A 24065-nucleotide genomic window follows, 5' to 3' on the forward strand; every position below is an offset into this window, starting at 1 on the left:
CCACCGGACGACCACCGGCCGACCTTCGGCGGACGACCTCCGGCGGACGACCTCCGGCGAACGACCACCGGCGAGCGACCACCAACGAACGACGCACGAGACCGACGGCCACGGGGGAACACCCGTGGCCGGCCAACCCGAGTCAAGGAGGACACCCATGACCGACCAGCTGGACTACCAGGTGACCGTCGAGGAGCTGTCGGAGCTGATGAAGCGCACCGCCGGTGTGCACGTCGACCCGGTCACCCTCCGGCAGCAGGCCGCCGACGGCTTCGACACCTTCGGCCTGGACTCCCTGGGCCTGCTGGGCATCGTGGCCGAGCTGGAGAAGCGGTACGGCCTGGGCCTGCCCGAGCAGGCCGAGCGCTGCAAGACGCCCGCGGATTTCCTGGCGCTGGTCAACGGCGCCCTGAAGACGGGAGTGTGAGCATGGCAGGGCACACCGACAACGAGATCACCATCGCCGCGCCGATGGAGCTGGTCTGGGAGATGACCAACGACATCGAGAACTGGCCGCGGCTGTTCAGCGAGTACGCCTCCGTCGAGGTGCTCGACCGCGACGAGGACCGCGTGACGTTCCGGCTCACCATGCACCCGGACGCCGACGGCAAGGTGTGGAGCTGGGTCTCCGAGCGGGTCGCCGACCCGGTCACCCGCACGGTCCGCGCCCAGCGCGTCGAGACCGGCCCCTTCCAGTTCATGAACATCGTCTGGGAGTACGCGGAGACCGCCGACGGCGTCGTGATGCGCTGGACGCAGGACTTCGCGATGAAGCCGGACGCGCCCGTGGACGACGCGTGGATGACGGACAACATCAACCGCAACTCCCGTACGCAGATGGCGCTGATCCGGGACCGGATCGAGCAGGCGGCGGGCGAGCGGCGGACCGCGTCGGTGCTCGCCGACTGACACCGGCACCCCGACACCGACCGACACCCGCGGAAGGCAGCACCCATGCACCACACACTGATCGTCGCCCGGATGGCACCCGGCGCGGCACCGGACATCGCGAAGGTGTTCGCGGAGTCCGACAGCGGCGAACTGCCGCACCTGGTGGGCGTCAACCGGCGCAGCCTCTTCGAGTTCGGTGACGGCGTGTACCTGCACCTCATCGAGAGCGACGAGGACCCGGCCCCCACCATCGGCAGGCTGACCGGACATCCGGAGTTCCGCCAGGTCAGCGAGCGGCTGGAGCCGTACGTCTCGGCGTACGACCCGGCGACCTGGCGCGGTCCGAAGGACGCGATGGCGCGCTGCTTCTACCGCTGGGAGCGGACTCCCGCCGGCTGACGGCACCCCGCCCCCCGTGCACGTGGGAGTCACCCGGTCGGCGGACCGGGTGACTCCCACGAAGACGTTCCGGCGCACCGGTCGGTTGCATCCCGGAGCCCAAGGCCCCCGTGAGAAGGGACACTTGGGAAAGAGTGTGGTTTTCGCACGTGCGTCCGCTTGGATCTTGGAGGTACGACAGCGCACCGGAGTCCGCTGTGCGTGCCGCCGACGACCGGCAGAGAGGACGCACACCGTGGGACGATCCACCGCCCGCCGGGACAGCCGAAGAACCGGGCCGGACGGCGCCGGGGGCGGATCTCCCCTCCGTCGACGTGGACGCCGCGGGCCCGCCCGCGCGGTACTGGCCTGCGTCGCCCTGGGGGCCGTCCTGCTCACCGCCGGGGGCGCCGTCGCGTACTGGCGCGAGACGCGGCCGCCGGTGACGGACGACCAGGTCGCCGACGTCACGGACGCCCTGGACGCCTCGACCCGGACGCCGTCCCCGTCCCCTTCCGTGAAGACCTCACCGTCGGTGACGGCCTCCCCTTCGCCGACGGCCTCCCCTTCGCCGTCGGCCTCCGACTCCCCCGGCACGATCGCCGTCCCGGCGACCGGTCCCGGCACCTTCGTCACGGCCCGGGCCGACGGTTCGACCGTGGGCACCGGCAGCCGGGTGCGCCGCTACAAGGTTCTGGTCGAGGAGGGACTCGGCGTCCGGCCGAGCGCCGCCGCCGCCGAGATATCCGACGTGCTCGCCGACCGGCGCGGCTGGACCCGGGACGGGACGAACTCCTTCCGGCTGGTCAGCGGCGGGTCGTACGACTTCGTGGTGAAGATCGCCACGCCGGGCACCGTCGACCGGATCTGCGGCGCGGCGGGGCTGCTCACCCGGGGCGAGGTCAACTGCAGCGTCGGCACCGACGTGGTGGTGAACCTCAAGCGCTGGGTGCGGGGTTCCCCGGAGTTCGACGGCCCGATCCACGAGTACCGGGCGCTGATCGTCAACCACGAGGTAGGCCACCGCATCGGCCACGGCCACGAGACGTGCCCCGGCGCCGGGCGGCCCGCGCCGGCGATGATGCAGCAGATCAAGGGCCTCAAGGGGTGCGTGGCCAACGCCTGGCCCTACACCGAGGACGGCGGCTACCTGGGCGGCCCCTCGGTGGCCTGAGCCCCTTGGCGTTCTCTCGGTGGCCTGAGCCCCTGGGCGTCCCGCGGCCCGCGCGGCGCCGTCCGGCGGGCGGTTCGCGGGACAGGGCGCGGGGCCGGGGGCGATGATCGGACCATGACCACCGCATCGCGCTTCGACCCCCGTGCCCTGCTGGCCGAGAGCCGGCTCGGCGTTCTGGCGACGATCAAGTCCGACGGCCGCCCGCAGCTCTCGCCGGTGATGCCCGCCTACGACGCGGAGGCGGACGTCGTCCGCGTGTCGACGCGCGAAGGCCTCGCCAAGACGGCCAACCTGCGCCGGGACCCGCGGGCCGCCCTGGAGGTGACCGCCCCGGACGGCAGGTCCTGGGCCACCGCCGAGGGCGTCGCCACCCTCACCGGGCCGGGCACCGACCCGCACGGGCCCGAGGTCGAGGCGCTGGTGGAGTACTACCGCGCCGCGGCCGGGGAGCACCCGGACTGGGACGAGTACCGGGCGACGATGGTGTCCGACCGCCGGGTGCTGCTCACGATCACCGTCGAGCGCGTGTACGGCGCCGACATCGGCTGACCGGGTGCGGGGCGCGGCCCTGCCGGGCCGGCGAAGTTCCGCTCCCCGGCGGTGAAGGATTCGCCCGCCGTTTGCGTACCTCCTGGCGTACCGGTACGAGCACGCGCCCGCGTGTGCGTCCTTCGCGTCGCCCCTGGAGGCACCATGCGCCCGTCCCGCAGCAGGATCGGAGTCGTCGTCCTGTTCGGTGCGATGACCCTGACCCTCACCGCGCTGGCCTTCCCGGCCGTGCTCGGTCTGGACAAGGCCGACGGCAACCAGAGCCGGGTGGTGGCCAGTACGAAGTTCGGGCCGCTCACCGAGGCGGACCGCGACTTCGTGGTCAAGGTCCGCGCCGCCGGGCTGTGGGAGTACCCGCTGGGCGAGATCGTGATGAAGCGCGGTACGACGAAGGCGATGAAGACGGCCGGTGAGCACCTGGTCGTCGGGCACGCCGGTCTGGACGCGATGTGCCGTGAGATCTCCCCGGAGTTGGGCATCACGCTGCCCAACCGGGCCTCGCCGCAGCAGGAGGGCTTCGTGGCGACGGTGGACGCCAAGAGCGGCACGGAGTTCGACTCGGCGGCGGTCAACATCATGCGGGTGACCCACGGGCAGATCTTCCCGGCGATCGCCAAGATCCGGGCCAGCACCAAGAACACGCTGGTGCGGCAGCTGGCGGACCTGGCCAACGACACCGTCCTGGACCACATCACCGTGCTGGAGAGGACCGGTCTCGTCGAGTACGACGACGTCACGTTCAAGCAGACCGGCCCGCCGAAGCTGCCGCGCGACAGGGTGACCCCGCCCCCGCCGCAGCCGGGCGAGCGGGTGCTGGTGCTCAAGCCGCGCCCCGACCTGAACGTGAACACCGCCGCCCCGGCCCCTTCTCCGTCCGCCGCTACGCCCTGAACCCGGGCGGGCCTGAACCCGGGCGGGCCTGAACCCGGGCGGGCCTGAACCCGGGCGGGCCTGAACCCCGGCGGGCCTGAACCCCGGCGGGCCGGGCGGCGCGGCGGAGTGACCATCACGACCGCGTCACGACCGGCCACCTGGGGAACGGGCCGTCGGTGCCGGCCGTCTCACCAGGTGGCGGCCGACCGAGTCCGCCGCACCACGACCATCCGGCGCCGGGCCCGGTGGCGGGCGGGCCCTCCCCTTCTTCCCGACCGCGTCCGCCCGGGGCCGACGACGAGAAGAGCGGGACCATGACCGCCACCGGGCCGGGCAGCGGCGACGACGACCGGTGCGAGCCGGACGGTACGCCGTCCGTGCCCGAGTACGTCTGGCGGCTGTTCCTGGAGGACGACGAACGCGCCATCCGCGCCTCCGCCCCGAGAGAGCCCGCTGCCCGGGACCGCTTCCCCGGTGGGCTGCCGGAGCCTTCCGCCGAGCGGCCCGGGCGGTCCGGAACCGACGACCACCCTGGGGCCTCCGGCCGTCCTTATCCCTCCGACCGTCCTGATCCCTCCGGCCGGCCCGAGCCCCGTGACCGTCCCGGTCCCGTCGAGACGGTCGGTGAGGCGTGGTGCCCGGAGGACGCGTGGGCCGGGCCTGGCCGCCGCGAGCGGGACGGCCGGTCCAGGGGGCGGCGGCTCGCCCGGGTGTTCGGCACGGCCGCCGCGCTCGCCGTCGTCCTGGGTGCGTGGTCGCAGCTGTCCACCGGCCCGGCCACGCCGGGCGGCAACCCGGCAGAAACGATTGGCCAGCGTCTGGAGGAGAGCCCCGCGCTACCCACGCCCGGCTCCGTCGTCCCCCGCGCCTCCCTCGACCCGGACGCGGACTCCCTCGCGCCGACGGTGTCCGGCGCCGCGAGTCCGGCCGTCTTCGACCCCGCTCCGTCCGCGACGTCCGGGACAACCGGCTCCCCCGGAACGGTCGGCTCCCCCGGGACGATCGGCTCCCCCGGGACGGTCGGCTGAACGACGGTCGGCTGACGGCGGTCCCCGCCCGGGGCCGCCCCGTATTCGGGGAGCCCGTCAGGCGCTGCGCCGGCGGGAGGCCGTCTTCTTGGGGGTGCTCCTGCCCGTGCTCTTGGCCGTCTCCTTGGCCGTGCCGCGCCCGGCGGCCTTCTTGGCGGTGCCCTTGGCCGCCGTCTTCTTCGCGGGCGCGGCGGACTTCGCCGTCGACTTCTTCGGCTCCGCCTTCTTCGCCGCCGTCTTCTTCGCGGCCGTCGACGTCGACTTCTTGCCGCCGGTCTCCTTGGGGGCCCGCCGGGACGAGGTCTTGCGCTGCGGCAGGGACCTGACCTCGGCCTTCTCGGCCGGCGCGGTCTCCTCGCCGTCCCGGGACTCCCGGGCCGCGCGCACGCTGCTCTCCAGGGCCGCCATCAGGTCCAGCACCTTCCCCGGCGCCGCCTCCTGGCGGGCCTCCGGGGGCCGCTCACCTGCGGCCTTGGCGGCGACGACCTCCTCGACGGCCTCCCGGTACTCGTCGTGCAGGTCGTCCAGGTCGATCTCGCCGAGGGTGTCCATGAGGGCGTCGGCGAGGTCCAGTTCCTGGTCGCGCACGGTGATGCCGCCTTCCGGGGCGACGCCTTCGGGGGCCCGCACCTCGTCCGGCCACAGCAGGCCGTGCATCGCGATGGCGTCGCCGACGACGCGGAGCATGCCGAGACGCTCCCGGCCGCGCAGCGCGAACTTGGCGATGGCCACCCGGTTGCTGCGCTTGAGCGCCTCGCGCAGCAGCGTGTACGGCTTGGCGGCGGGGGCGCCGCTCGCCGCGAGGTAGTAGGCCGACCCCATCTGGAGCGGGTCGATGCGGTCCTCGGGCACGAAGGCGACGATCTCGATGGTGCGGGCCGTCGGGATCGGCAGCTGGGACAGGTCCTCGTCGGTGATCGGGATCATCGAGCCGTCGGCGTCCTCGTAGGCCTTGCCGATCTCGGCCTGGGTGACCTCGCGGTCCTCCAGCTCGCACACCTTGCGGTAGCGGATCCGGCCGCCGTCCTCCGTGTGAATCTGGCGGAAGGACACCGCGTGGCTCTCGGTCGCGTTCACCAGCTTGATCGGGATGGTGACCAGGCCGAAGGAGATGGCGCCGTTCCAGATGGAGCGCACGTGCAGCACCGTTCCTTTCGGGCGTTTTGTACCTGTTTCGTGAGATTCTCATGGTATGGCGCCGATGACGGAAGTGGAGGGGCGGCGGGTGGCTCTCAGCAACCTGGACAAGGTGCTGTATCCCGCGGCCGGCTTCACCAAAGGGGAGTTGCTGCACTACTACGCGACGGCCGCGGAGGCGCTGCTGCCGCACCTGCGGGACCGTCCGGTGTCCTTCCTGCGGTATCCGGACGGTCCCGACGGCCAGGTGTTCTTCACCAAGAACGTGCCGCCGGGTACGCCCGACTGGGTCACCACGGCCGAGGTGCCCCGCTCGGAGGGCCCGGCCCGGATGGTGCTGGTGCAGGACCTGGCGAGCCTGATGTGGGCGGCGAACCTGGTCACCGAGTTCCACACCCACCAGTGGACCGCGGACGACCCGGGCGAGGCCGACCGGCTGGTGTTCGACCTGGACCCCGGGCCGCCCGCGACCGTGGTGCAGTGCTGCGAGGTCGCACTGTGGCTGCGGGAGCGGCTGGCGGCGGACGGGATCGAGGCGTACGCCAAGACCTCCGGCGCCAAGGGACTGCACCTGCTGGCGGGGGTACGGGGGTCGTCCTCGGAGCGCGTGTCCGACTACGCGAAGGCGCTGGCGGTGGAGGCGGAGCGGGCGCTGCCGAAGCTGGTGGTGCACCGGATGACGCGCAGCCTGCGGCCGGGGAAGGTGTTCGTGGACTGGAGCCAGAACGCCGCGCGCAAGACCACCGCCGCCCCGTACACCGTGCGGTCCCGGGACGTGCCCGCGGTCTCCACCCCGGTGACGTGGGAGGAGGTCGCCGGATGCGGACGGGCGGAGCAGCTCGTCTTCCTGCCCGGGGACGTCGGGCCCCGGGTGCAGGACCACGGCGACCTGCTGGCGCCGCTGTTCGACCGGCGCCGGGCGGCGGCGCTGCCCTGACGCCGGGCGCCGCGCAGGGGCGGGCGCGGACCGGGCGGCGCTCAGGGCGGGTGCGGACCGGGCGCCGCCCGGAGGCGGGTGCGGACGGGGCGCCGCTCAGAGGCGGGTCCAGGTGGCGCGGTCGCGGGCCAGGGCGTGCAGGGCCTCCACGTCCGCCGGTTTCAGCGTCCCGCCCTCCCGGGCCAGCTCCGGCAGGTCCCGGTCGGTGAGCAGGCGCACGGAGCGGGGCGGGGCGGCGACGGTCACCCGCGCCGGTTCGACGAGGACGAGGACGGGGCGGACCTGCGCCGTCAGGGCGTACGAGGCCCGGTCGGCGTCGGCGCGGACCCGGCGCAGCAGCGGGAACGGCGCCCCGCGGCCGAGCGCCACCAGGGGGTCGGCGACCCGTACCCGCTGCCGGCGGGCCGGCAGCACGTGGAGGGCGAAGAGGCCGCCGGGTCCGATCAGCAGGTGGTGGACGCGGTCGCCGCCGGGCAGCGGGAGAGAGTGCAGGACGTGGTGGCCCGCGCCGTCGAGACGGTCGAGGGCGCTCCCCGTGGTCTGCTCGGCGGCCAGCGCCCGGCGGCGCGGATCGGGGCGCGGTGGGCGCAGCCGGTGCGCGGGGCCGGGGTCGCGCTCCAGGGCGACCAGGAGGGCCTCGCCGGGCCGGTTGGGGGCGAGGTCGTCGTCCGGGTGGAGGGTGAGCCGGGCCAGCTCGGCCCGGGTCGGGACCGGGGGCGGACCGACGGCCACCCGGCCGGTGAGGAAGGGGGCCAGGGCTCGCAGGACGTCCTCGCGACGGTCGTCGTTCAGCAGGCTGACGCGGGCCGCCTCACGGTCGTACCAGGCGAGGTTCCCGCCGTCCGGGAGGCAGACGCACAGCTGTTCCCGGCCGTGCCGCCAGGTCGGTACGACGCGCAGTCCGTCCACGCACAACACCCCCCTCCATGGGACCAGGCGGGGCACCGCGGGGGCAAGAACCCGGTCGAAAGGGGTGGACCGGGGCAGCCCCCGGGCGGGACCGGAGAGGCGCCTGTGCGTATCCGTGGGAACGGCCCGGGCGGACCGGCCCCGGATCGGCCGTCGGCCGTCGGCCGGGACGGTGCCGGGGTTCCGGACGGGCGGGCACGCGTTCCGGCGGGCGGCGGAAGGCTGGAGATCGCCAGGGGCCAGGACGGGTTCGACCCGGTGCGACCCTGCCGCGGCTGCCGCGGCTGCCGCGGTGTGGCGTACCCGCGGGCCGGTCTGCCCACCGTGCGGCTCCCCGCGGAGCGGGCCGAGTGGCCCGGCGGGCCGGGGCGCACGCAAAATGGCCTTCCGTACGAAGACGCGTACGACGCCGTCCGCAGCCGTGCGGGACCACCGGCGCCGATCACCGAACCCAGGAGTGCAGTGCTGCCGAGCCGCCGCGGCCGTCCGGCCCGCGTCCCCGCCGCCCTCGCGCTGCTCCTGGCGACGGCGGCGGCGGCCGGTGCGCTGGCGGGCTGCGGAGACACCGGCGGGCTGCGCGCCGCCGGTGCGACGCCCGCCGCGCGGAACCCTGCCCGGCTGTGGCCCGGTCTGACCCCGGCCTCCAGTCCCGCCTACGACATCGGCGAGGTGGAGCACGCGGTGGTCGAGGGCGTGGCCGTGCCCGGCGGCGACATCCGCAGGGTGGACCCGGTGGCCGCGGTGCGCGCCGAGATCGCCGCGCACCCGGGCGACTACGCGGGCGCGAAGGCGCCGTACCACGAGACGTCCGTGCGGATGGCGGACTGCGGCGCGGACGGTGCCGGTGACGAGTCGAGCGGGTGCCCGGTGCTGCGGCCGTACTACCGCGACCTCACCGGGGACGGGCGGCCGGAGATGACGCTGGGCTTCCGGCTGCTGCCGGACAAGCTGACCGCGGTGCGCGTCTACACCGTGGAGAAGGACCGGCTCGTGCGGATCATGTCCTACGAGGACGCCGTGAGCGCGGTCGAGCTGGCCGGACGGACGGTGATCGTCCGCTCGCCCTCGGAGGTGGCCGGCTACGAGTACCGGCTCCAGTGGACCTGGGACGCCGACCAGGGCGCCATGCTGCTGACCAGCGACGAGATGCTGCGCACCGACGACGGCGGTCAGCACACGAAGCGCCCGTCCGCGCCCCCGTCGCCCGTTCCGTCCGCCTCGTCCTCCCCGTCGGCGTCCTCCCCGCCGGCGTCGTCCCCCTCGTCCTCGGCGAGCGCCCGGTGAGGCTGGCCCTCCCCCGGTGGGCCGGACCGCTCGCGGTGAAGGCGGCCGTGTTCATCACGGTGATGTGCTGCGCGCTCGCCGCGCTGCTCGGCGTCCTGGTGCACGTCTCGGTGACCGATCAGACCGTCGGCCAGGCACGTGACGTGGCGCTGTCCCGGCTGCGGGAGGCGACGGAGGCGTACGAGGCGGGCGACCCGCTGCGGCGCGGGGCCGGCGTCGACCCGGCGGGACTGCCCCGGCGGCTGCGCGAGCTGGCCGTGTCGGGGCGGCGCGGCACGATGGTCGCCGAGTACGCCGGACGGCCGACGATGTGGGCGGCGGGCCCCGCCGACGGCGGCCGGGCGCTGGCGGTGCGGGTCGACCACTCCCAGGGCCGGGCCACCATCGAGGGGCTCGACCGCGCCATCGTGTGGTCGTCGGCGCTGGCGATCGGGGCGACGCTGCTGGTCGGCGCGTTCGCGGTGACGCGGGTGACGCGGCGGCTGCACACGACGGCGCGGGTGGCCCGGCGGATCAGCGCCGGTGACCTCGACGCGCGGGTCGGTGACCCGCGCGCGCAGGACCCCACCCGTCCGCAGGACGAGGTGGCGTCGGTCGCCGCCGCGCTGGACTCCATGGCGTCGTCGCTTCAGGGCAAGCTGCTCGCCGAGCAGCGTTTCACCGCCGACGTGGCGCACGAGTTGCGCACTCCGCTCACCGGTCTGCACGCGGCGGCGGAGCTGCTGCCGCCGGGCCGCCCCACCGAGCTGGTGCGGGACCGGGTGGCGGCGCTGCGCACCCTCACCGAGGACCTGCTGGAGATCTCCCGGCTGGAGAGCGGGCGGGAGACGCCGACCACGGAGCCGGAGGAGCTGGGCGCACTGGCCCGGCGGGTGGTGCGGGGCTCGGGCACCGGCACGCGCGTGGACGTCGTACGGGACGCGCGGGTGGAGACCGACCGGCGGCGCCTGGAGCGGGTGCTGGGCAACCTGGTCGCGAACGCGCACCGGCACGGGCGGGCGCCGGTGGTGCTGACCGTGGACGGTGCGGTGATCACCGTAAGGGATCACGGGGACGGTTATCCGGAGTACCTCCTCGCGCACGGGCCGCAGCGGTTCCGCACCGAGGGCGGTACGAAGGGGCACGGCCTGGGGCTGACGATCGCGTTGGGGCAGGCCGAGGTGCTCGGGGCCCGGCTGGAGTTCACCAACCCGCCGGACGGCGGGGCGCTGGCCCGGCTGACGCTGCCTCAGCAGCCCTGATCCGGCCCGGCAGCCGTTCCGGCCCGGCTGCCCCGATCCGTTCCGGCAGCCCTGATCCGGCCCGGCGCGCGGCGCCCCGGCCTCGGGGTCCGCCCCGATGGCGCAGCACGGCGGGCGGTCCGCGCGGGACGCTCCTAACGTGGCGGTCAGTCAGCTGAAGGGCCGTTCGCTCCCGGGAGGTACTCCCATGTCGCTCCTGTCCGCACCGACCACCTCGCGCTCACCCCTGGCCCGCACCCTGGCCACCGCCCTCGCGGCCGGCGCGCTCGCCACCGCCGTCGCCGTCACCCCGGCCGTCGCGGACGACGGACGGGGCGGCGACACGAACCTCGCGGCCGGTGCCGCCGCGAGAGGAACGGACGGCGGCGCGGGCGGCGACGACCGCCGCGAACAGGGCCGCTACCGGGGTGTCGTGACGGCCGACCGGCTCGCCCTGCGCACCTCGCCGACCCGCGGCGCGGACGTCGTCCGGTACGCCCGCCGGGGCGAGGTCGTCTCCATCTACTGCAAGACGCCCGGCGACACGGTGCGGGGCAACCCCCTGTGGTACCTCCTCACGGACGGCACCTGGGCGTGGGGCGCGGCCCGCTACATCGACAACATCGGCCCCGCGCCGCGCTGGTGCTGAGCCGGACGACGCGCAGACCACACCATCTGGGTAAGTTCCGGACATGACCAAGGCCGGAACCGGAACCGGAATCACCGTGGCCCCGGCGGACACCCCCGCTCCCGTCGCCCGGCTCCCCCGGCGCCGGGGCGTCGAACTCGCGCTCATCGTGATGGCCGTGCTGCTGTCGGTCTTCGGCTACTGCAACGTCGGTCTCGCCCGGCACGGCTCCCTCCCGCCCGGTGCGGCCGGCTACGGCGCCGGGCTCGGTGTGCTCGCGCTCCTCGCCCATCTGGCGGTGCGGCTGCGCGCCCCGTACGCCGACCCGCTGCTGCTGCCGATCGGCGTGCTGCTCAACGGCCTCGGTCTGGTGCTGATCTACCGGCTCGACCTGGAGACGCCGGGCGACCGGGCGGCCCCGACCCAGCTGGTGTGGTCGACGCTGGGCGTCGCCCTGTTCATCGTGGTCGTCCTGCTCCTGCGCGACCACCGCGTCCTGCAGCGCTACGCCTACGTCTGCGTGGCCGCCGCGCTCGCCCTGCTCACCCTGCCGATCTTCTTCCCGGCGGTGAACGGCGCCCGCATCTGGATCCGGGTCGAGGGCTTCTCCATCCAGCCCGGCGAGTTCGCGAAGGTGCTGCTCGCGGTGTTCTTCGCCGCCTACCTGGCCGCCAACCGCAGCGCGCTGGCGTACGCCGGCCGCCGGGTGTGGCGGCTGCAATTGCCCACCGGGCGCGTTCTCGGCCCGATCGTGGCGGTGTGGCTGGTGAGCGTGGGAGTCCTGGTCCTGGAGCGGGACCTGGGCACCTCGCTGCTCTTCTTCGGCCTGTTCGTGGTCCTCCTGTACGTCGCCACCGGCCGCACCGGCTGGATCGCCGTCGGCCTGGTGCTGGCCTCGCTGGGCGCGGTCGCCGTGGGCTGGCTGGAGCCGCACGTGCACGGCAGGGTGGAGGACTGGCTGCACCCCTTCGCGTCGATCGAGGCGGGGCACGGCCCCAACCAGCTGGCCCAGTCCCTCTTCGCCTTCGCGGCGGGCGGGGTGACCGGCACGGGCCTCGGCCTCGGCCACTCCGTCCTGATCGGCTTCGCCGTGAAGTCGGACTTCATCCTGGCGACGGCCGGTGAGGAGCTGGGCTTCCTGGGCCTGACCGCCGTCTTCCTGCTGTACGGGCTGCTGGTGGAGCGCGGCTACCGGGCGGGCCTCGGCGCCCGCGACCCGTTCGGCCGGCTGCTGGCGGTCGGCCTCTCCTCGATCGTGGCGCTCCAGGTGTTCGTCATCGCGGGCGGGGTGACCGGGCTGATCCCGCTGACCGGCATGGCGATGCCCTTCCTGGCCCAGGGCGGCTCCTCGGTCGTCACCAACTGGGCCATCGTGGCGCTGCTGATCCGGGTGAGCCACGCGGCACGGCGCGGAGCGCCCTCGTGACCCGGAACATCCGGCACGCGGCCGTCTTCTGCGCCCTGCTGCTGGTCGCCCTGGTGGTCAACGCGGCCCGGGTGCAGATCGTCCAGAAGCCGGAGTACGACGACAGCCCGGCCAACCGCCGCCCCGACATCGCCCGCTACCAGCAGCCGCGCGGCGACATCCTGGTCGGCGGCGAGGCGGTCACCGGTTCCCGGGACACCGGCGAGCACCTGCGCTTCGAGCGGACCTACGCGAACGGGCCGATGTACGCGCCGATCACGGGCTTCGCCTCGCAGGCGTACGGGACGACGCTGCTGGAGCACGCCGAGGACGGCCTGCTGTCCGGCGCCGACCCGATGCTGGCGCCGCTGCCGCTGTGGAACGACGTCACCGGGGCCCACAACCCGGGCGGCGACGTGGTGACGACGATCGACGGGGCCGCGCAGCGGGCGGCGTTCGAGGGACTGGGCGGACGCAAGGGCGCGGTGGCCGCGATCGAGCCGGCCACGGGCCGTGTCCTGGCCCTGGTCTCCACCCCCTCCTACGACCCCCAGCTGCTGTCCGGCAACAGCGCGGCCGCCACCCGCACCTGGCGCCGACTGAACGGCGACCCGGACAAGCCGATGCTCAACCGGGCGGTGAGCCGGACCTATCCGCCGGGCTCGACCTTCAAGGTGGTCACCGCGGCGGCGGCGCTGGACGCGGGCCTGATCCGCGACCTGGACGCACCGACCCGCTCCCCCGACCCGTACCTCCTGCCCGGCACGCGGACCAGGCTCACGAACGAGGCCGACGGCTGCCGCGACGCCTCGCTGCGGGAGGCGTTCGAGTGGTCCTGCAACACGGTGTTCGCCAAGCTCGGAGTGGACGTGGGCGTGCGCGGCATGACGGCGACGGCGGAGGCCTTCGGCTTCAACGACGACGGGCTGCGGGTGCCCTTCCCCGTGGCGCGGAGCACCTTCGACACCTCGGTGGACCGGGCGCAGCTGGGCCTGTCGTCGATCGGGCAGTACAACACCCGGGCGACGCCCCTGCAGATGGCGATGGTCGCGGCGGCGGTGGCGGGCGGCGGCCAGGTGCGCGCGCCGTACCTGGTGGAGCGGACGCTGCGGGCGGGCGGCAGCCTGGTGGCGGCGGCCGGGTCGCGTCCCTCCCGGGAGGTGATGCGCCCCTCCACGGCGGCGCGGCTCAAGGAGCTGATGACCGGCGTGGTGGACAAGGGAACCGGCGCGAACGCGGCGATCCCGGGTGCCACGGTCGGCGGCAAGACCGGCACGGCCCAGCACGGCGTCGGCAACTCGGGCACGCCGTACGCGTGGTTCATCTCCTGGGCGCGGGGCGACGGGGACGTGGAGCCGAAGGTCGCGGTCGCGGTGGTGGTGGAGGGCTCGGCGGCGGACCGCGGGGGTGTCAGCGGCGGCGGGCTGGCGGCGCCGATCGCACGGGGGGTGATGGAGGCGGTGCTGGGGGGTTGAGGGCGAGTGCTATCGACGCCGGTTCACGGCGGTGAGGTCGATGTCGATGAGGAAAGGCACGGTGAGTTTGAGGCGGTTGTGGAAGATGCCGGTGGGCACGTAGGTCTTCGTCGTCGACTCCAGCTCATAGACGTAGACAACGGGAAGCCCGTTGTTCTGCTCGACCCGCCAGTAGTGAGTGATGCCCGCGGCTGCGTACTTGCGCGGCTTGGTCTCCCGGTCCCGGTCAACTGAATCCTCAGAGACCACTTCGGCGGCCAGGATGACATCTCCGTGCAGGAGCCGGGTCTGCTTGGGCCCCAAGTCGGCACCGGCGTGCGCCACGAGTACGTCGGGCTCCGGACGGTTCCGGTCGTTGAGTGTCACCGTGAACTCACGGTAGATCTCGAATTCGTTTGGCGCCTGATCGAGGAGGGCGCGGTCCAGCAAGCGGATCGTACGCATGTGAAAGACGGTCTGCGGACTCACGAAGACGAGGCTCCCGTCGATCAGCTCCGTGTGCGGAGGCAGGTTGGGAAGCTCGTCGAGGTCGTCCGCCGTCCAGCCGCCCTCCGGCGGACGGGGCCACTCGTAGTCGTCGTCCAGCCCGTAGTCACGTGCGGCGCTCATGATCGCTCCCATGTACCGGAGTCTGACGGACATGGCCAGCGTACCCAGCACGAACGCCGGCGGAGTGCTCCATCGAGTGGTCCCGCGCCGAGGCGTCGACAGCGCGCCGTCTTTACTCGCGGTCAACAAGTTCCGTCCGGGGGATTGACGAGCTTGCTGACACGCAGTCTCATAAGACGGAGCAAGCTGGAGTGACCGCGGGTAACACGATCTGTTCGACGAGGTGGGACACAGCCATGACGACCCTGACGGAAGCCGACGCGCTCGAGGGCCTGCGCGACGCGCTCGGCCTGCTGAAGGACCGGGAGCAGGTGGCCGAACGGCTGCTCGACTCGTCCGCCAAGCACTCCTTCGACCCGGACAAGGAGCTGGACTGGGACGCGCCGTTCGAGGACGGCAAGTGGTACTGGCCGCCGGAGCTGGTGTCGCTGTACGACACGCCGCTGTGGAAGCGGATGAGCGAGGAGCAGCGGATCCTGCTCTCCCAGCACGAGGCCGCCGCGCTCGCCTCGCTCGGCATCTGGTTCGAGCTGATCCTGATGCAGCTCCTGGTCCGGCACATCTACGACAAGGCGGCGACGAGCGCCCACGTGCGCTACGCGCTCACCGAGATCGAGGACGAGTGCCGGCACTCCAAGATGTTCGCCCGGCTGATATCCCGCGGCGAGACCCCCTGGTACCCGGTGAGCCCGATGCACCAGCACCTCGGCCGCCTCTTCAAGACGATCTCCACCACGCCCGGCTCCTTCACCGCCACGCTGCTCGGCGAGGAGGTCCTGGACTGGATGCAGCGGCTGACCTTCCCGGACGAGCGGGTGCAGCCGCTGATCCGGGGCGTCACGCGCATCCACGTGGTGGAGGAGGCGCGGCACGTGCGGTACGCCCGTGAGGAGCTGCGCCGGCAGATGGTGACGGCCCCGAAGTGGTCCCAGGAGTTCACCCGGGTCACCTCCGGCGAGTTCGCCCGGGTCTTCTCCATCGCCTTCATCAACCCCGACGTGTACACGAACGTCGGCCTCGACAAGCGCGAGGCCCTCGCCCAGGTCAAGGCCAGCGGCCACCGCAAGGAGATCATGCAGACCGGCGCGAAGCGCCTGACGGACTTCCTCGACGACATCGGCGTACTGCGCGGCGTCGGCCGGAGGCTGTGGCGGTCGTCGGGGCTGCTGGCGTAGTCCGGCCGGTCCGCTCCGTGGATACGGGTGGGCGCCCGGCCGTGCGGGTTACGCTGCGGTTCATGACCCCGCAGGCCTCCACCCCCGCCTACCGCCGCCTCAGCGTGGAGGAGCGCCGCGTCCAGTTGCTGGAGGCGGCGCTCGCCCTCTTCGCGCACCGGGCCCCGGAGGAGGTCTCCCTGGACGACGTGGCCGAGCGGGCGGGGGTCTCCCGGCCGCTGGTGTACCGGTACTTCCCCGGCGGCAAGCAGCAGCTGTACGAGGCCGCGCTCAGGTCCGCCGCCGACGAGCTGCGGCACTGCTTCGACGAACCCCGCGAGGGCCCGCTGCTGCCCCGGCTCAGCCGCGCCCTGGACCGCTACCTGACCTTCGTCGACGAGCACGACACCGGCTTCAGCGCCCTGCTGCGCGGCGGCAGCGTCGTCGAGACGTCGCAGACCTCGGGCATCGTGGACGGCGTACGCCGGGCCGCCGCCGACCACATCATGAGCCACCTGGCCGTCACCGAGCCGGGCCCGCGGCTGCGGATGACCGTCCGGATGTGGATCACGGCGGTGGAGGCGGCCTCCCTGATCTGGCTGGACGAGGACAAGCAGCCGCCCTTCGGCGAGCTGCGGGACTGGCTGGTGGAGCAGTTCCTCGCCGTGCTGACGGTCACCGCCCGCCGGGACCCGCAGACCGCGGCGCTGGTCGAGGCGCTGGCCGCCGACCTCTGACACCGGGCGCAGGCCCCTCACCCCGGCCTCTGACACGGGCGCGCGCCGATCACCGACACTGGTGCTGTGAAGAGCGAAGACACCCCCTTCGAGGGCGGCCCCATGGACGGGCGCGTGCTGCCCGTGCTGGTCGGGATGACCGGCCACCCGCCGAAGACGTACCGCATCCCCGTGCCGGACCCGGACGGCGGCCCGCCCACCGTGCTGGTGTACCGGCGGCAGCCCCGGGACGCGCGCGGCGGGCTGCGGTTCGCCCGCTGGAAGTACACGTACGACCCCTCGGGCCGGCAGGGCTCGGACCGGAAGTGGCCGTGGTCGAAGCCGGACCGCCCGGCGGGCGCCGATCCAGACGCCACGCCGGGTGGCAAGCCGGACGACGCCCACGGGTGACCCGGTTGCGCCGAACCGCGCACACTCGGCGCGCGGAGCCCCGGAAGGCGCCCCATGCTCGCCGTGCGGAGCGGACCCGCCGCCCCGCACCGGAGGTGATGGCGTGTCAGGAAGGCTTCTGCGTCTGGTGTGCACGGCGGCGCTCGCGGCCGGGATCGTCCTCGCACCCGTGCCCGCCGCGGCCGAACCGGGACCCGGCGCGGCCGGCGGTCCCGAGCCGGCCGGCGGCGCGCGTTCCGTGGCCGGGCTGCTGACGGACCTTCAGCGGCTGTACCAAGAGGCGGAGAAGGCCACCGAGACCTACAACGGCACCGAGGAGCGGCTGAAGGCGCAGCGCGCCCGGGTGCTGCGGCTGAACGCCGAGCTGACCCGGACCCGGCTGTCCCTGAGCGACAGCCGGGTCGCGGCCGGGCGGCTGGCCCGCCAGCAGTACCAGAGCAGCAGCGACCTCTCCCCCTACCTGCGGCTGCTGCTGGCCCGCGATCCGCAGCACGCCCTGGAGCAGGGGCACGTGGTCGGCCGGCTCTCCGAGGAGCGGGCCAAGACCGTGGGCCGCCTGACCGGCGACACCAGGAAGGCCGACGAGCTGGCCGGACGGGCCCGTGCCGCCCTGGACCGGCAGGTGGCTCTCGCCGCCCGCCAGGAGAGGGAACGGGACGCCGTGCGCGAGCGCCTGCACGCCGTCGAGGAGATGCTCGCCTCCCTCACCCCCGAGCAACTGGCCGCGCTCGCGGAGCTGGAGAAGAGCGGGGTCGCCGAGGAGCAGGAGCGGTTCCTGGCGTCCGGGGCGCTCGGTGACGACGCCAAGCCGTCCGCCGAGGGCGACCGGGCGGTGCGCTTCGCGGTGGAGCAGCTCGGCAAGCCGTACGAGTGGGGCGCCGAGGGCCCGGCGTCGTACGACTGCTCGGGGCTCACCTCCGTGGCCTGGCAGCGGGCCGGGACGCCCATCCCGCGCACCAGCCAGGAGCAGTGGGCCCGCCTGGACCACGTCCCGATGGACCAGCTGCGCCCCGGAGACCTGGTCGTGTACTTCCCCGAGGCCACGCATGTCGCGCTGTACCTCGGGGACGGCATGGTCGTCCAGGCGCCCCGCCCCGGCGCCGACGTCAAGGTCTCGCCGATCGCCGCGAACCCGGTGCTCGGCGCCGTACGCCCCGACCCGGGCGGGCAGCCCGTACGGCGGTACACCCCGCCCGCGCTCCCCGTCGGGGCGGCGGACGGGCAGGACCAGGGGTACGCGGCCCCTTACGCGCCGGCCGCGCCCGAGACCTCCATCAGGTAACCCTCGGTCTTCGCCGGGTCGTAGAAGAAGTTCTCGAAGTCGGACGGGTCGTTGAAGCCGTTGGCGAAGCGGTCGGCGATGGGCTGGAGCTGTCCCGCGGCGCCGAACAGGTTGAGGATGTGCTCCGGCGGCGGGGCGAGCATGGTGTTCGTCCACTTGGTGACGTGCTGCGCCGTCTCCCAGTAGCGGTCGAAGGTCTGCTGCATCCAGGCCTCGTCGAACTCCTTGTCGCCCTGCTCCAGGATCGAGGCGAGGTAGGAGGCGGCGCACTTGGAGGCGGAGTTGGAGCCCTGGCCGGTGATCGGGTCGTTGGCGACGACCACGTCGGCCACGCCGAGGACGAGACCGCCGCCGGGGAGGCGGCCGATCGGGTTGCGGACGGTGGGCGCGTAGCGGCCGGCCAGGGTGCCGCCGGCGTCGGTCAGTTCGACCTTGGTGGCCCGCGCGTACTCCCAGGGGAGGAACTTCTCCATGAGTTCCAGGGTCAGCGAGAGGTGCTCCGCCGGGTCCTTGACGTCCTTGAAGGCGTCCAGCGGGCCGCCGGGTATGCCCTCCCAGAAGAGGATGTCGGCGCGGCCCGAGGTGGTGAACGTCGGCATGATGAACATCTCGCCGACGCCCGGCACCAGGTTGCAGCGCACGGCCTCCGTCTCCGGGTGCTCGGGGCGCGGCGCCATCCCGTGCACGTAGGCGACGGCGAGGGCGCGCTGCGGCTCGGTGTACGGGGAGCGCGAGGCGTCGCGGCCGAACATCTGCACCAGCTCGCCCTTGCCGGCCGAGACGAGGACGAGGTCGTAGGCGCGGGAGAAGTAGTCCAGGTCGCCGACGGCCGCGCCGTGGATGACCAGTTGGCCGCCGCGCTGGGCGAAGGTCTCCATCCAGCCGGCCATCTTCACCCGCTGGTCGACCGACTGGGCGTAGCCGTCGAGGCGCCCCAGCCAGTCGATCGCGCGCTGCGAGGGGCCCGGGTCGAAGGAGCCGGGGGCCGCCACCGAGACGCCGAGTCCCTCGATCTTCGGGGCCTGGGACTCCCAGAAGTTCAGCTGGAGGTCGCGCTCGTGCTGAAGTGCCGTGTGAAACATGCACTGCGTCGACATCACCCGGCCGGTGCGGATCTCGTCCGCGGTCCGGTTGGACATCAGGGTGACCTCGTAGCCGTGCGACTGCAGGCCGAGGGCGAGCTGGAGACCGGACTGGCCGGCTCCCACGACGAGTATCTTCCGCATGCGGTTCTTTCCTTCTCCTGCTCGGGGTTCGACTACTCGGGTGTTTCGTCGAGCGCGTGGCCCACGAGGGACAAGAGGGTCTCGATGGCCGAGATCCGACGGCGCGCATCCATGATCATTACAGGTATGTGCGCCGGGATCGTCAACGCCTCCCGCACGTCCTCCGCCTCGAACAGCTCGCTGCCGTCGAAGTGGTTGACCGCGACGACGTAGGGCAGTCCGCAGCTCTCGAAGTAGTCCAGGGCCGGCCAGCAGTCCTTCAGGCGGCGGGTGTCGGCCAGGACGACGGCGCCGATCGCGCCGCGCACCAGGTCGTCCCACATGAACCAGAACCGCTGCTGGCCCGGTGTGCCGAACAGGTAGAGCACCAGGTCGTCGTCGAGCGTGATGCGGCCGAAGTCCATGGCCACGGTGGTGGTGAGCTTGCCCGGCGTGGCGGTGAGGTCGTCGGTCTCCTCGCTCGCCTCGGTCATCAGCGCCTCGGTCTGCAGGGGCGTGATCTCCGAGACGGCGGTGACCAGCGTGGTCTTGCCGACGCCGAACCCTCCCGCGACGACGATCTTCGTGGCGACCGGGGCGCGGGTGGGGTCCGTCTGCCAGGGCTGTACGGGCCCGTCGGTGTCGACGAGCGGGGGGACGCCGGAGGCGGCGGCGTCAGAGACGACGGAGTCCACTGAGCACCCTTTCGAGCAGTGCGCGGTCCGGGCGGCCCGTGCCGTGGCCGGTCCCGGTGCCGTACACACGGATCTTTCCCTGGTCCGCGAGGTCGCTGAGGAGGACCCGGACCACGCCGAGCGGCATCTTCAGCAGCGCGGCGATCTCGGCCACCGTACGCATACGGCGGCACAGTTCGACGATGGCCCGCATCTCCGGCATCACGCGGGAGGTGAGGCCCCCGTTCGTCAGTTCCTTGCGCTCCTCGGCGGCTTCGAGGGCGGCGGTGCCCGCGGTGGCGCCGACGAACGTCTCGACGAGCAGGACGTGGCCGAAGCGGGTGCGCCCGCCGGTGAGCGAGTAGGGCCGCACGCGGGCGGGTTTGCGGTCGGCGCCGCGCACCGGGAGGTGGCCCCGGCTGATCGGTCCGGTCTTTCCGGGACTGCTGCTCATCGGGCGCTCCCCGTCGGCTGGGACGACACGGACGACTCGGACGGCTCCGACTCCAGGGACTTGCGCAGTTCGCTGCGGAGTTCGGGGGTCAGGACGTGGCCGGCGCGGCCGACGAAGAGCGCCATGTGGTACGCGACGACGCTCATGTCGCACTCCGCGGAGCCGTGCACGCCGAGCAGCGAGCCGTCGCTGATCGACATGACGAACAGGCTGCCCTCGTCCATGGCGACCATCGTGTGCTTCACGGTGCCGTAGTCCATGAGCCGGGCGGCGCCGACGGTCAGGCTGCCGACCCCGGAGACGACGGTGGCGAGGTCGGCGGCGGAACCGCGCGGACCCGTCCGGGGCGTCTCGCGGCCCTGCCGGGCCTCCTCGTTGCGACCGGGGTCGGAGGACAGGAGCAGGAGCCCGTCGGAGGAGACCACGGCGACCGACCGGATGCCGGGCACCTCCTCGACGAGGTTGGTCAGCAGCCAGTGGAGATTGCGGGCTTCACTGCTCAGTCCGAAGGTACTGGGCGCGGTCAACTGCTTGCCTCCTCGACGGTGCCCCCCGTGGCTTCTTCGGTTGTGTCCGCCGCCGCGTCCGGTGCCCGGTTCTGCCCGGTGCGGTCGGCGATCTCCGCCTCGACGTCCCGGCGGCCGGCCTCCGCCCCCCGGCGGAATCCGCCCAGGCGCCTGCGGAGCGCGTCGGCGTCGACGGACCCCGACGTGCGCGGCCGCGGCACCGCGGCGGGGGTGGTGAGCTTCGGGGTCCGCTTGGGCAGGCCCTTGTCGGTGACGCGGTCGTGCGGTTCGGGTCGGTCCGGTTCCGGTCCCGCCCGGTGCGGCGCGTCCGGTTCCGGGGTCTCCGGCCGCGGTGCGGCGGCCGGGCGCGGTGCGTCGGGTTCCGGTGCGAACGGCTGCGGGGCCGGGGCGGTCGTCCCCGTGGGGTCCGGCACGCGGTCGTGGGCGTCGGGTCCGATGGCGTACGGGTCGCCCGCGGGCGCCGGCCGGGTCTCCGGTTCCCCGAGGGCGGGCAGGAAGAGGGCCATCGTGGCGTCGTCGGGGAGGTCCCGGCCGGGGGCGCGGGCGGCCTCGGGGCCCTTGGAGTCCTCGCCGGTTGCGGAGTCCTCGGACGAGGGCCTCGTCTCCGGCGCGGGCTCCGGGCCGGCCGCCCCGGCGGGGTGCTCGCGCTCGTCCGGTTCCGTGGCCCGGGGCGGGGCGGTGCCGGCGTGGGGGACGCCGGTCCGGGACGCGTCCGTCTCCGCCTCCGCCTCCGCCGCCTCTGCTTCCGCTTCCGCTTCCGCACGGCGTACGGCCTCCTCGGCCGAGGCGACCAGCGGATCGGTACCGGGGGCCGGCCGCGGGGCGTCGGCTTCCTGCCCGGCGCCCTGACCCGCCGAGTCCGCCCGCTCGGCCTTCTCCGCCCGCCCGTGCAGGACGTTGGAGTTGGCCTCCGCGTCGGCGCCGGGCAGGGAGAAGGAGCCGGTGCCGTCGGAGACCGGCACGGTCGGGGCCAGCGCGGCCGGCGGGGCCGCCGCGAGCAGGGGGCCGGGGAGCACGACGACGGCCGCGACCCCGCCCTGCTTCTGCTCCCGCAGCCGCACCCGTGCCCCGTGCCGGTGGGCGAGCCGGGCGACGACGTAGAGGCCGAGCCCGAGACCGTCCTCGCCCGCGTCGCCCTCCCGCTCGTAGGGCGCCTCGGGGTCGAACTCGGTGAGGCGGGCGTTGAGCCGCTGGAGGCGTTCGGTGGCCATGCCGATGCCCTCGTCCTGGACGGAGAGCATCACCTCGCCGTTCTCCAGGAGCCAGCCGGACACCTCGACGGGCAGGTCGGGCGGCGAGAAGGAGGTGGCGTTCTCCATCAGTTCGGCCAGCAGGTGGGAGAGGTCGTCGGCGGCGAACCCGGCCACGTGCGCGTGCGGCGGCAGCGCGGCGATGCGCACCCGCTCGTACCGCTCGATCTCGCTGACCGCGGCGCGGACCACGTCGACCAGCGGCACCGGTGAGGCGCTGTGCTGAACGTGCTCGGTGCCGGCCAGGACCAGGAGGTTCTCGCTGTGCCGGCGCATGACCGTGGCGAAGTGGTCGAGCTTGAACAGGGTCGCGAGGCGGTCCGGGTCCTGCTCGCGCTCCTCCAGGCTCTCGATGACGGCGAGCTGCCGCTCGACCAGGCCGAGGGTGCGCAGGGCGAGGTTGACGAAGGTGGAGCCGATGCTCTTGCGCACCACGTCGAGGCGGGCCGTGGACTCGGCGAGTTCGGCGCGCAGTTCCTCGCGGGCGTCGGCCATCTTCTGCCGCTGGCCGACCAGGTGCTTGCGGTCGGACTCCAGCGTCGCGACCCGTCCGGCGAGCGTGGCGGCCTGTGTGTGCAGGGCGTTGACGGAGCGGACGACCTGCGCGAACTCGTCGTTGCGGCCGGTGAAGGCGACCGGCTCCTCGGTCGTCGGGTCCTCCGCCCCGGCCAGCCGGGCCGAGCCGCGCCGCAGCACCGACAGCGGGCGGGTGAGGGTGCGGGCGAGGGCGGTGGCGATACCGACGGCGAGCAGGACCAGGGCGCCGAGGACGGCGATCCGGATCTCCAGCGCCGTGACGTCGTCGTCGCGCAGCTGCTCCAGGCCCTGGACGCGCTTCGCGTACAGCGCGGACTCGGCGCCGCGCATCGCGTCGACGCGGGCGGAGAGGGCGGCCTCCAGCCGCTTGGTGCTGGTGCGCAGGTCGCCGTCGGAGAGCGTCGGTTCGTCGGTGAGGCCGGCGAGGTACTTCTCGGCGGAGTTGACCTCGGGCCCGGCGACCGTGGCGTCGAAGCTGCTCCGGGCCTCCTTGGGAGCGCCCTCGCGGAAGCCGGCGAGGGCGGCGTCGGAGCGGACGCGCGCCTGCTGGGCGGCGGCGGAGAGCGCGTCGCGCTGTTCGGCGTCGGAGTCGGAGGTGGTGCTCGTCTCGGTCGGCAGGCCGGTGACCGGGTCGATGACCGTCCGGGTGGTGCTGGGCACGGACAGGGCCGCGAGCAGCAGTCCGCGGGTGGCGGCGGCCTGTTGGACGGCGGTGTCCAGCTCGGCGAGCGCGTGGGCGCCGGCGCCCGCGCGGGGCGGCATCTTCTCGCCCAGCTCCTCGGCCAGGGCGTGGAGTTCGGCGATGGCCTTCGCGTACGCCTGGTGGGCTTCGAGGGCGGTGCTCTTGCCGGTGAGCGCGGCCCGGCGCAGCGCGGCGACGGAGTCGAGGTCCTCGCGCAGGGAGGCGGGCGTGTCGGGATCGGCGCGCAGTTCCTCCACCTGGCGGTCGACGCGGGCGCTGCGCTGCTCCGAGGGCGCCTTGGACTTCGGGCGGCCGGCCGCGATGTACGGCGTGACCTCGTCGCGCTCGTCGGCGAGGGAGTGGGCGAGGGTCAGCGCGCCCTGGGTCTGCTCGGCGAGCGTCACCAGTTCCTGGGAGTCGTTCAGTTGCCCGGAGGCGGTCACCAGCGAGGGCGCTCCGGCTCCGGCGACGGCGGCCGCCACGACGGCCACGGCGACGATGAGGCGGTTGCGTACGTGGGTGGGGCGGCCCTTGCCGACAGGGGCCTGTGGCGGCGGAGGGGTGGAGGTGCCGGGGGTGCGCTCCACGCTCCCCGCGGGGGCCGCCTGCTTGCCTGTGCGACGAGGCCGCGTCTTCTGCACCGGTGCTCGCATTCCTGACTCGTGTACCCGTGGGC

The 24065-nt window shown here is 73.8% G+C and carries 25 protein-coding genes; 17 read left to right on the top strand and 8 right to left on the bottom strand.

Annotation, left to right across the window (positions count from 1 at the left end):
- The first annotated feature begins 157 nt into the window (after positions 1-157).
- The 7 genes from ACIBCJ_RS18490 (at position 158) to ACIBCJ_RS18520 (ending at position 4893) form a co-directional block, all read left to right on the top strand.
- A complete protein-coding gene (locus tag ACIBCJ_RS18490) occupies positions 158-427 on the top strand; it encodes an acyl carrier protein (protein WP_362102785.1) in 270 nt (89 codons plus the stop codon).
- Between the two features lie 2 nt (positions 428-429).
- On the top strand, positions 430-909 hold the full coding sequence (locus ACIBCJ_RS18495) for an SRPBCC family protein (RefSeq protein ID WP_365979957.1): 480 nt from the start codon (positions 430-432) through the stop codon (positions 907-909).
- Positions 910-954: 45 nt separating this feature from the next.
- The gene (locus ACIBCJ_RS18500; protein ID WP_011030169.1) at positions 955-1290 is read left to right on the top strand and encodes a TcmI family type II polyketide cyclase; all 336 of its coding nucleotides are present in this window, start codon (positions 955-957) and stop codon (positions 1288-1290) included.
- A 235-nt stretch (positions 1291-1525) separates the two neighbouring features.
- Positions 1526-2443 (top strand): DUF3152 domain-containing protein, encoded by a 918-nt coding sequence (locus tag ACIBCJ_RS18505; protein WP_365979958.1) that lies wholly within the window; start codon positions 1526-1528, stop codon positions 2441-2443.
- A gap of 114 nt (positions 2444-2557) precedes the next feature.
- Complete coding sequence (locus ACIBCJ_RS18510) at positions 2558-2992, top strand: PPOX class F420-dependent oxidoreductase (RefSeq protein ID WP_133887347.1); 435 nt, start codon at positions 2558-2560, stop codon at positions 2990-2992.
- 144 nt (positions 2993-3136) lie between these two features.
- Positions 3137-3883 (top strand): DUF4142 domain-containing protein, encoded by a 747-nt coding sequence (locus tag ACIBCJ_RS18515; RefSeq protein WP_362102780.1) that lies wholly within the window; start codon positions 3137-3139, stop codon positions 3881-3883.
- A 296-nt stretch (positions 3884-4179) separates the two neighbouring features.
- Positions 4180-4893 (top strand): hypothetical protein, encoded by a 714-nt coding sequence (locus tag ACIBCJ_RS18520; protein ID WP_365979959.1) that lies wholly within the window; start codon positions 4180-4182, stop codon positions 4891-4893.
- Positions 4894-4950: 57 nt separating this feature from the next.
- On the opposite strand, the gene ACIBCJ_RS18525 is transcribed toward ACIBCJ_RS18520, so the two are convergent.
- On the bottom strand, positions 4951-6030 hold the full coding sequence (locus tag ACIBCJ_RS18525) for a Ku protein (RefSeq protein WP_365979960.1): 1080 nt from the start codon (positions 6028-6030) through the stop codon (positions 4951-4953).
- Between the two features lie 55 nt (positions 6031-6085).
- On the opposite strand from ACIBCJ_RS18525, the gene ligD reads away from it, so the two are divergent.
- Positions 6086-6967 (top strand): non-homologous end-joining DNA ligase, encoded by an 882-nt coding sequence (ligD, locus tag ACIBCJ_RS18530; RefSeq protein ID WP_362505246.1) that lies wholly within the window; start codon positions 6086-6088, stop codon positions 6965-6967.
- Between the two features lie 96 nt (positions 6968-7063).
- On the opposite strand, the gene ACIBCJ_RS18535 is transcribed toward ligD, so the two are convergent.
- Complete coding sequence (locus tag ACIBCJ_RS18535) at positions 7064-7876, bottom strand: nuclease-related domain-containing protein (protein WP_365979961.1); 813 nt, start codon at positions 7874-7876, stop codon at positions 7064-7066.
- A gap of 462 nt (positions 7877-8338) precedes the next feature.
- Between ACIBCJ_RS18535 and ACIBCJ_RS18540 the strand changes: the two genes are divergently transcribed.
- The 5 genes from ACIBCJ_RS18540 to ACIBCJ_RS18560 all read left to right on the top strand — a co-directional run bounded on the left by ACIBCJ_RS18540 (position 8339) and on the right by ACIBCJ_RS18560 (position 13888).
- Positions 8339-9160: a hypothetical protein gene (locus ACIBCJ_RS18540; RefSeq protein ID WP_365979962.1), complete on the top strand. Its 822-nt coding sequence runs from the start codon at positions 8339-8341 to the stop codon at positions 9158-9160.
- The gene (locus ACIBCJ_RS18545) at positions 9157-10401 is read left to right on the top strand and encodes an ATP-binding protein (RefSeq protein WP_362102771.1); all 1245 of its coding nucleotides are present in this window, start codon (positions 9157-9159) and stop codon (positions 10399-10401) included. Before ACIBCJ_RS18540 ends, ACIBCJ_RS18545 begins: the two co-directional genes overlap by 4 nt.
- Before the next feature lie 187 nt (positions 10402-10588).
- Positions 10589-11029 (top strand): SH3 domain-containing protein, encoded by a 441-nt coding sequence (locus ACIBCJ_RS18550; protein WP_365979963.1) that lies wholly within the window; start codon positions 10589-10591, stop codon positions 11027-11029.
- A gap of 43 nt (positions 11030-11072) precedes the next feature.
- Positions 11073-12434 (top strand): FtsW/RodA/SpoVE family cell cycle protein, encoded by a 1362-nt coding sequence (locus ACIBCJ_RS18555; protein ID WP_365979964.1) that lies wholly within the window; start codon positions 11073-11075, stop codon positions 12432-12434.
- Positions 12431-13888, top strand: coding sequence for a penicillin-binding transpeptidase domain-containing protein (locus ACIBCJ_RS18560; protein ID WP_365979965.1), 1458 nt, complete (start codon positions 12431-12433; stop codon positions 13886-13888). Before ACIBCJ_RS18555 ends, ACIBCJ_RS18560 begins: the two co-directional genes overlap by 4 nt.
- Before the next feature lie 9 nt (positions 13889-13897).
- On the opposite strand, the gene ACIBCJ_RS18565 is transcribed toward ACIBCJ_RS18560, so the two are convergent.
- Entirely contained in the window at positions 13898-14497 is a 600-nt protein-coding gene (locus ACIBCJ_RS18565) for a Uma2 family endonuclease (protein WP_365980092.1), read from the bottom strand.
- Positions 14498-14733: 236 nt separating this feature from the next.
- Between ACIBCJ_RS18565 and ACIBCJ_RS18570 the strand changes: the two genes are divergently transcribed.
- The 4 genes from ACIBCJ_RS18570 (at position 14734) to ACIBCJ_RS18585 (ending at position 18060) form a co-directional block, all read left to right on the top strand.
- On the top strand, positions 14734-15672 hold the full coding sequence (locus ACIBCJ_RS18570) for a diiron oxygenase (RefSeq protein WP_365979966.1): 939 nt from the start codon (positions 14734-14736) through the stop codon (positions 15670-15672).
- A gap of 62 nt (positions 15673-15734) precedes the next feature.
- Positions 15735-16388 carry a helix-turn-helix domain-containing protein gene (locus ACIBCJ_RS18575; RefSeq protein WP_362102759.1) on the top strand — a complete coding sequence of 218 codons (654 nt, stop codon included), beginning with the start codon at positions 15735-15737 and terminating at the stop codon, positions 16386-16388.
- Between the two features lie 66 nt (positions 16389-16454).
- Positions 16455-16778, top strand: coding sequence for a hypothetical protein (locus ACIBCJ_RS18580; protein WP_365979967.1), 324 nt, complete (start codon positions 16455-16457; stop codon positions 16776-16778).
- 103 nt (positions 16779-16881) lie between these two features.
- Positions 16882-18060, top strand: coding sequence for an NlpC/P60 family protein (locus ACIBCJ_RS18585; RefSeq protein WP_365979968.1), 1179 nt, complete (start codon positions 16882-16884; stop codon positions 18058-18060).
- Here the strand turns inward: ACIBCJ_RS18585 and ACIBCJ_RS18590 are convergent.
- The 5 genes from ACIBCJ_RS18590 to ACIBCJ_RS18610 are packed head-to-tail and all read right to left on the bottom strand — an operon-like array spanning position 18024 to position 24042.
- Positions 18024-19286 (bottom strand): styrene monooxygenase/indole monooxygenase family protein, encoded by a 1263-nt coding sequence (locus tag ACIBCJ_RS18590; RefSeq protein ID WP_365979969.1) that lies wholly within the window; start codon positions 19284-19286, stop codon positions 18024-18026. The two genes, ACIBCJ_RS18585 and ACIBCJ_RS18590, sit on opposite strands and share 37 nt — an antisense overlap.
- Before the next feature lie 32 nt (positions 19287-19318).
- Positions 19319-19960, bottom strand: a complete 642-nt coding sequence (locus ACIBCJ_RS18595) for an ATP/GTP-binding protein (protein WP_133887332.1) — start codon at positions 19958-19960, stop codon at positions 19319-19321.
- Positions 19941-20393: a DUF742 domain-containing protein gene (locus tag ACIBCJ_RS18600; protein ID WP_362102747.1), complete on the bottom strand. Its 453-nt coding sequence runs from the start codon at positions 20391-20393 to the stop codon at positions 19941-19943. Before ACIBCJ_RS18600 ends, ACIBCJ_RS18595 begins: the two co-directional genes overlap by 20 nt.
- The gene (locus ACIBCJ_RS18605; protein WP_362102744.1) at positions 20390-20920 is read right to left on the bottom strand and encodes a roadblock/LC7 domain-containing protein; all 531 of its coding nucleotides are present in this window, start codon (positions 20918-20920) and stop codon (positions 20390-20392) included. The genes ACIBCJ_RS18600 and ACIBCJ_RS18605 overlap by 4 nt, the downstream gene beginning before the upstream one ends.
- Positions 20917-24042, bottom strand: coding sequence for a nitrate- and nitrite sensing domain-containing protein (locus ACIBCJ_RS18610; RefSeq protein ID WP_365979970.1), 3126 nt, complete (start codon positions 24040-24042; stop codon positions 20917-20919). Before ACIBCJ_RS18610 ends, ACIBCJ_RS18605 begins: the two co-directional genes overlap by 4 nt.
- Between the last annotated feature and the right edge of the window lie 23 nt (positions 24043-24065).

This window comes from Streptomyces sp. NPDC051136 (genome assembly GCF_044455745.1).
Classification (GTDB): domain Bacteria; phylum Actinomycetota; class Actinomycetes; order Streptomycetales; family Streptomycetaceae; genus Streptomyces.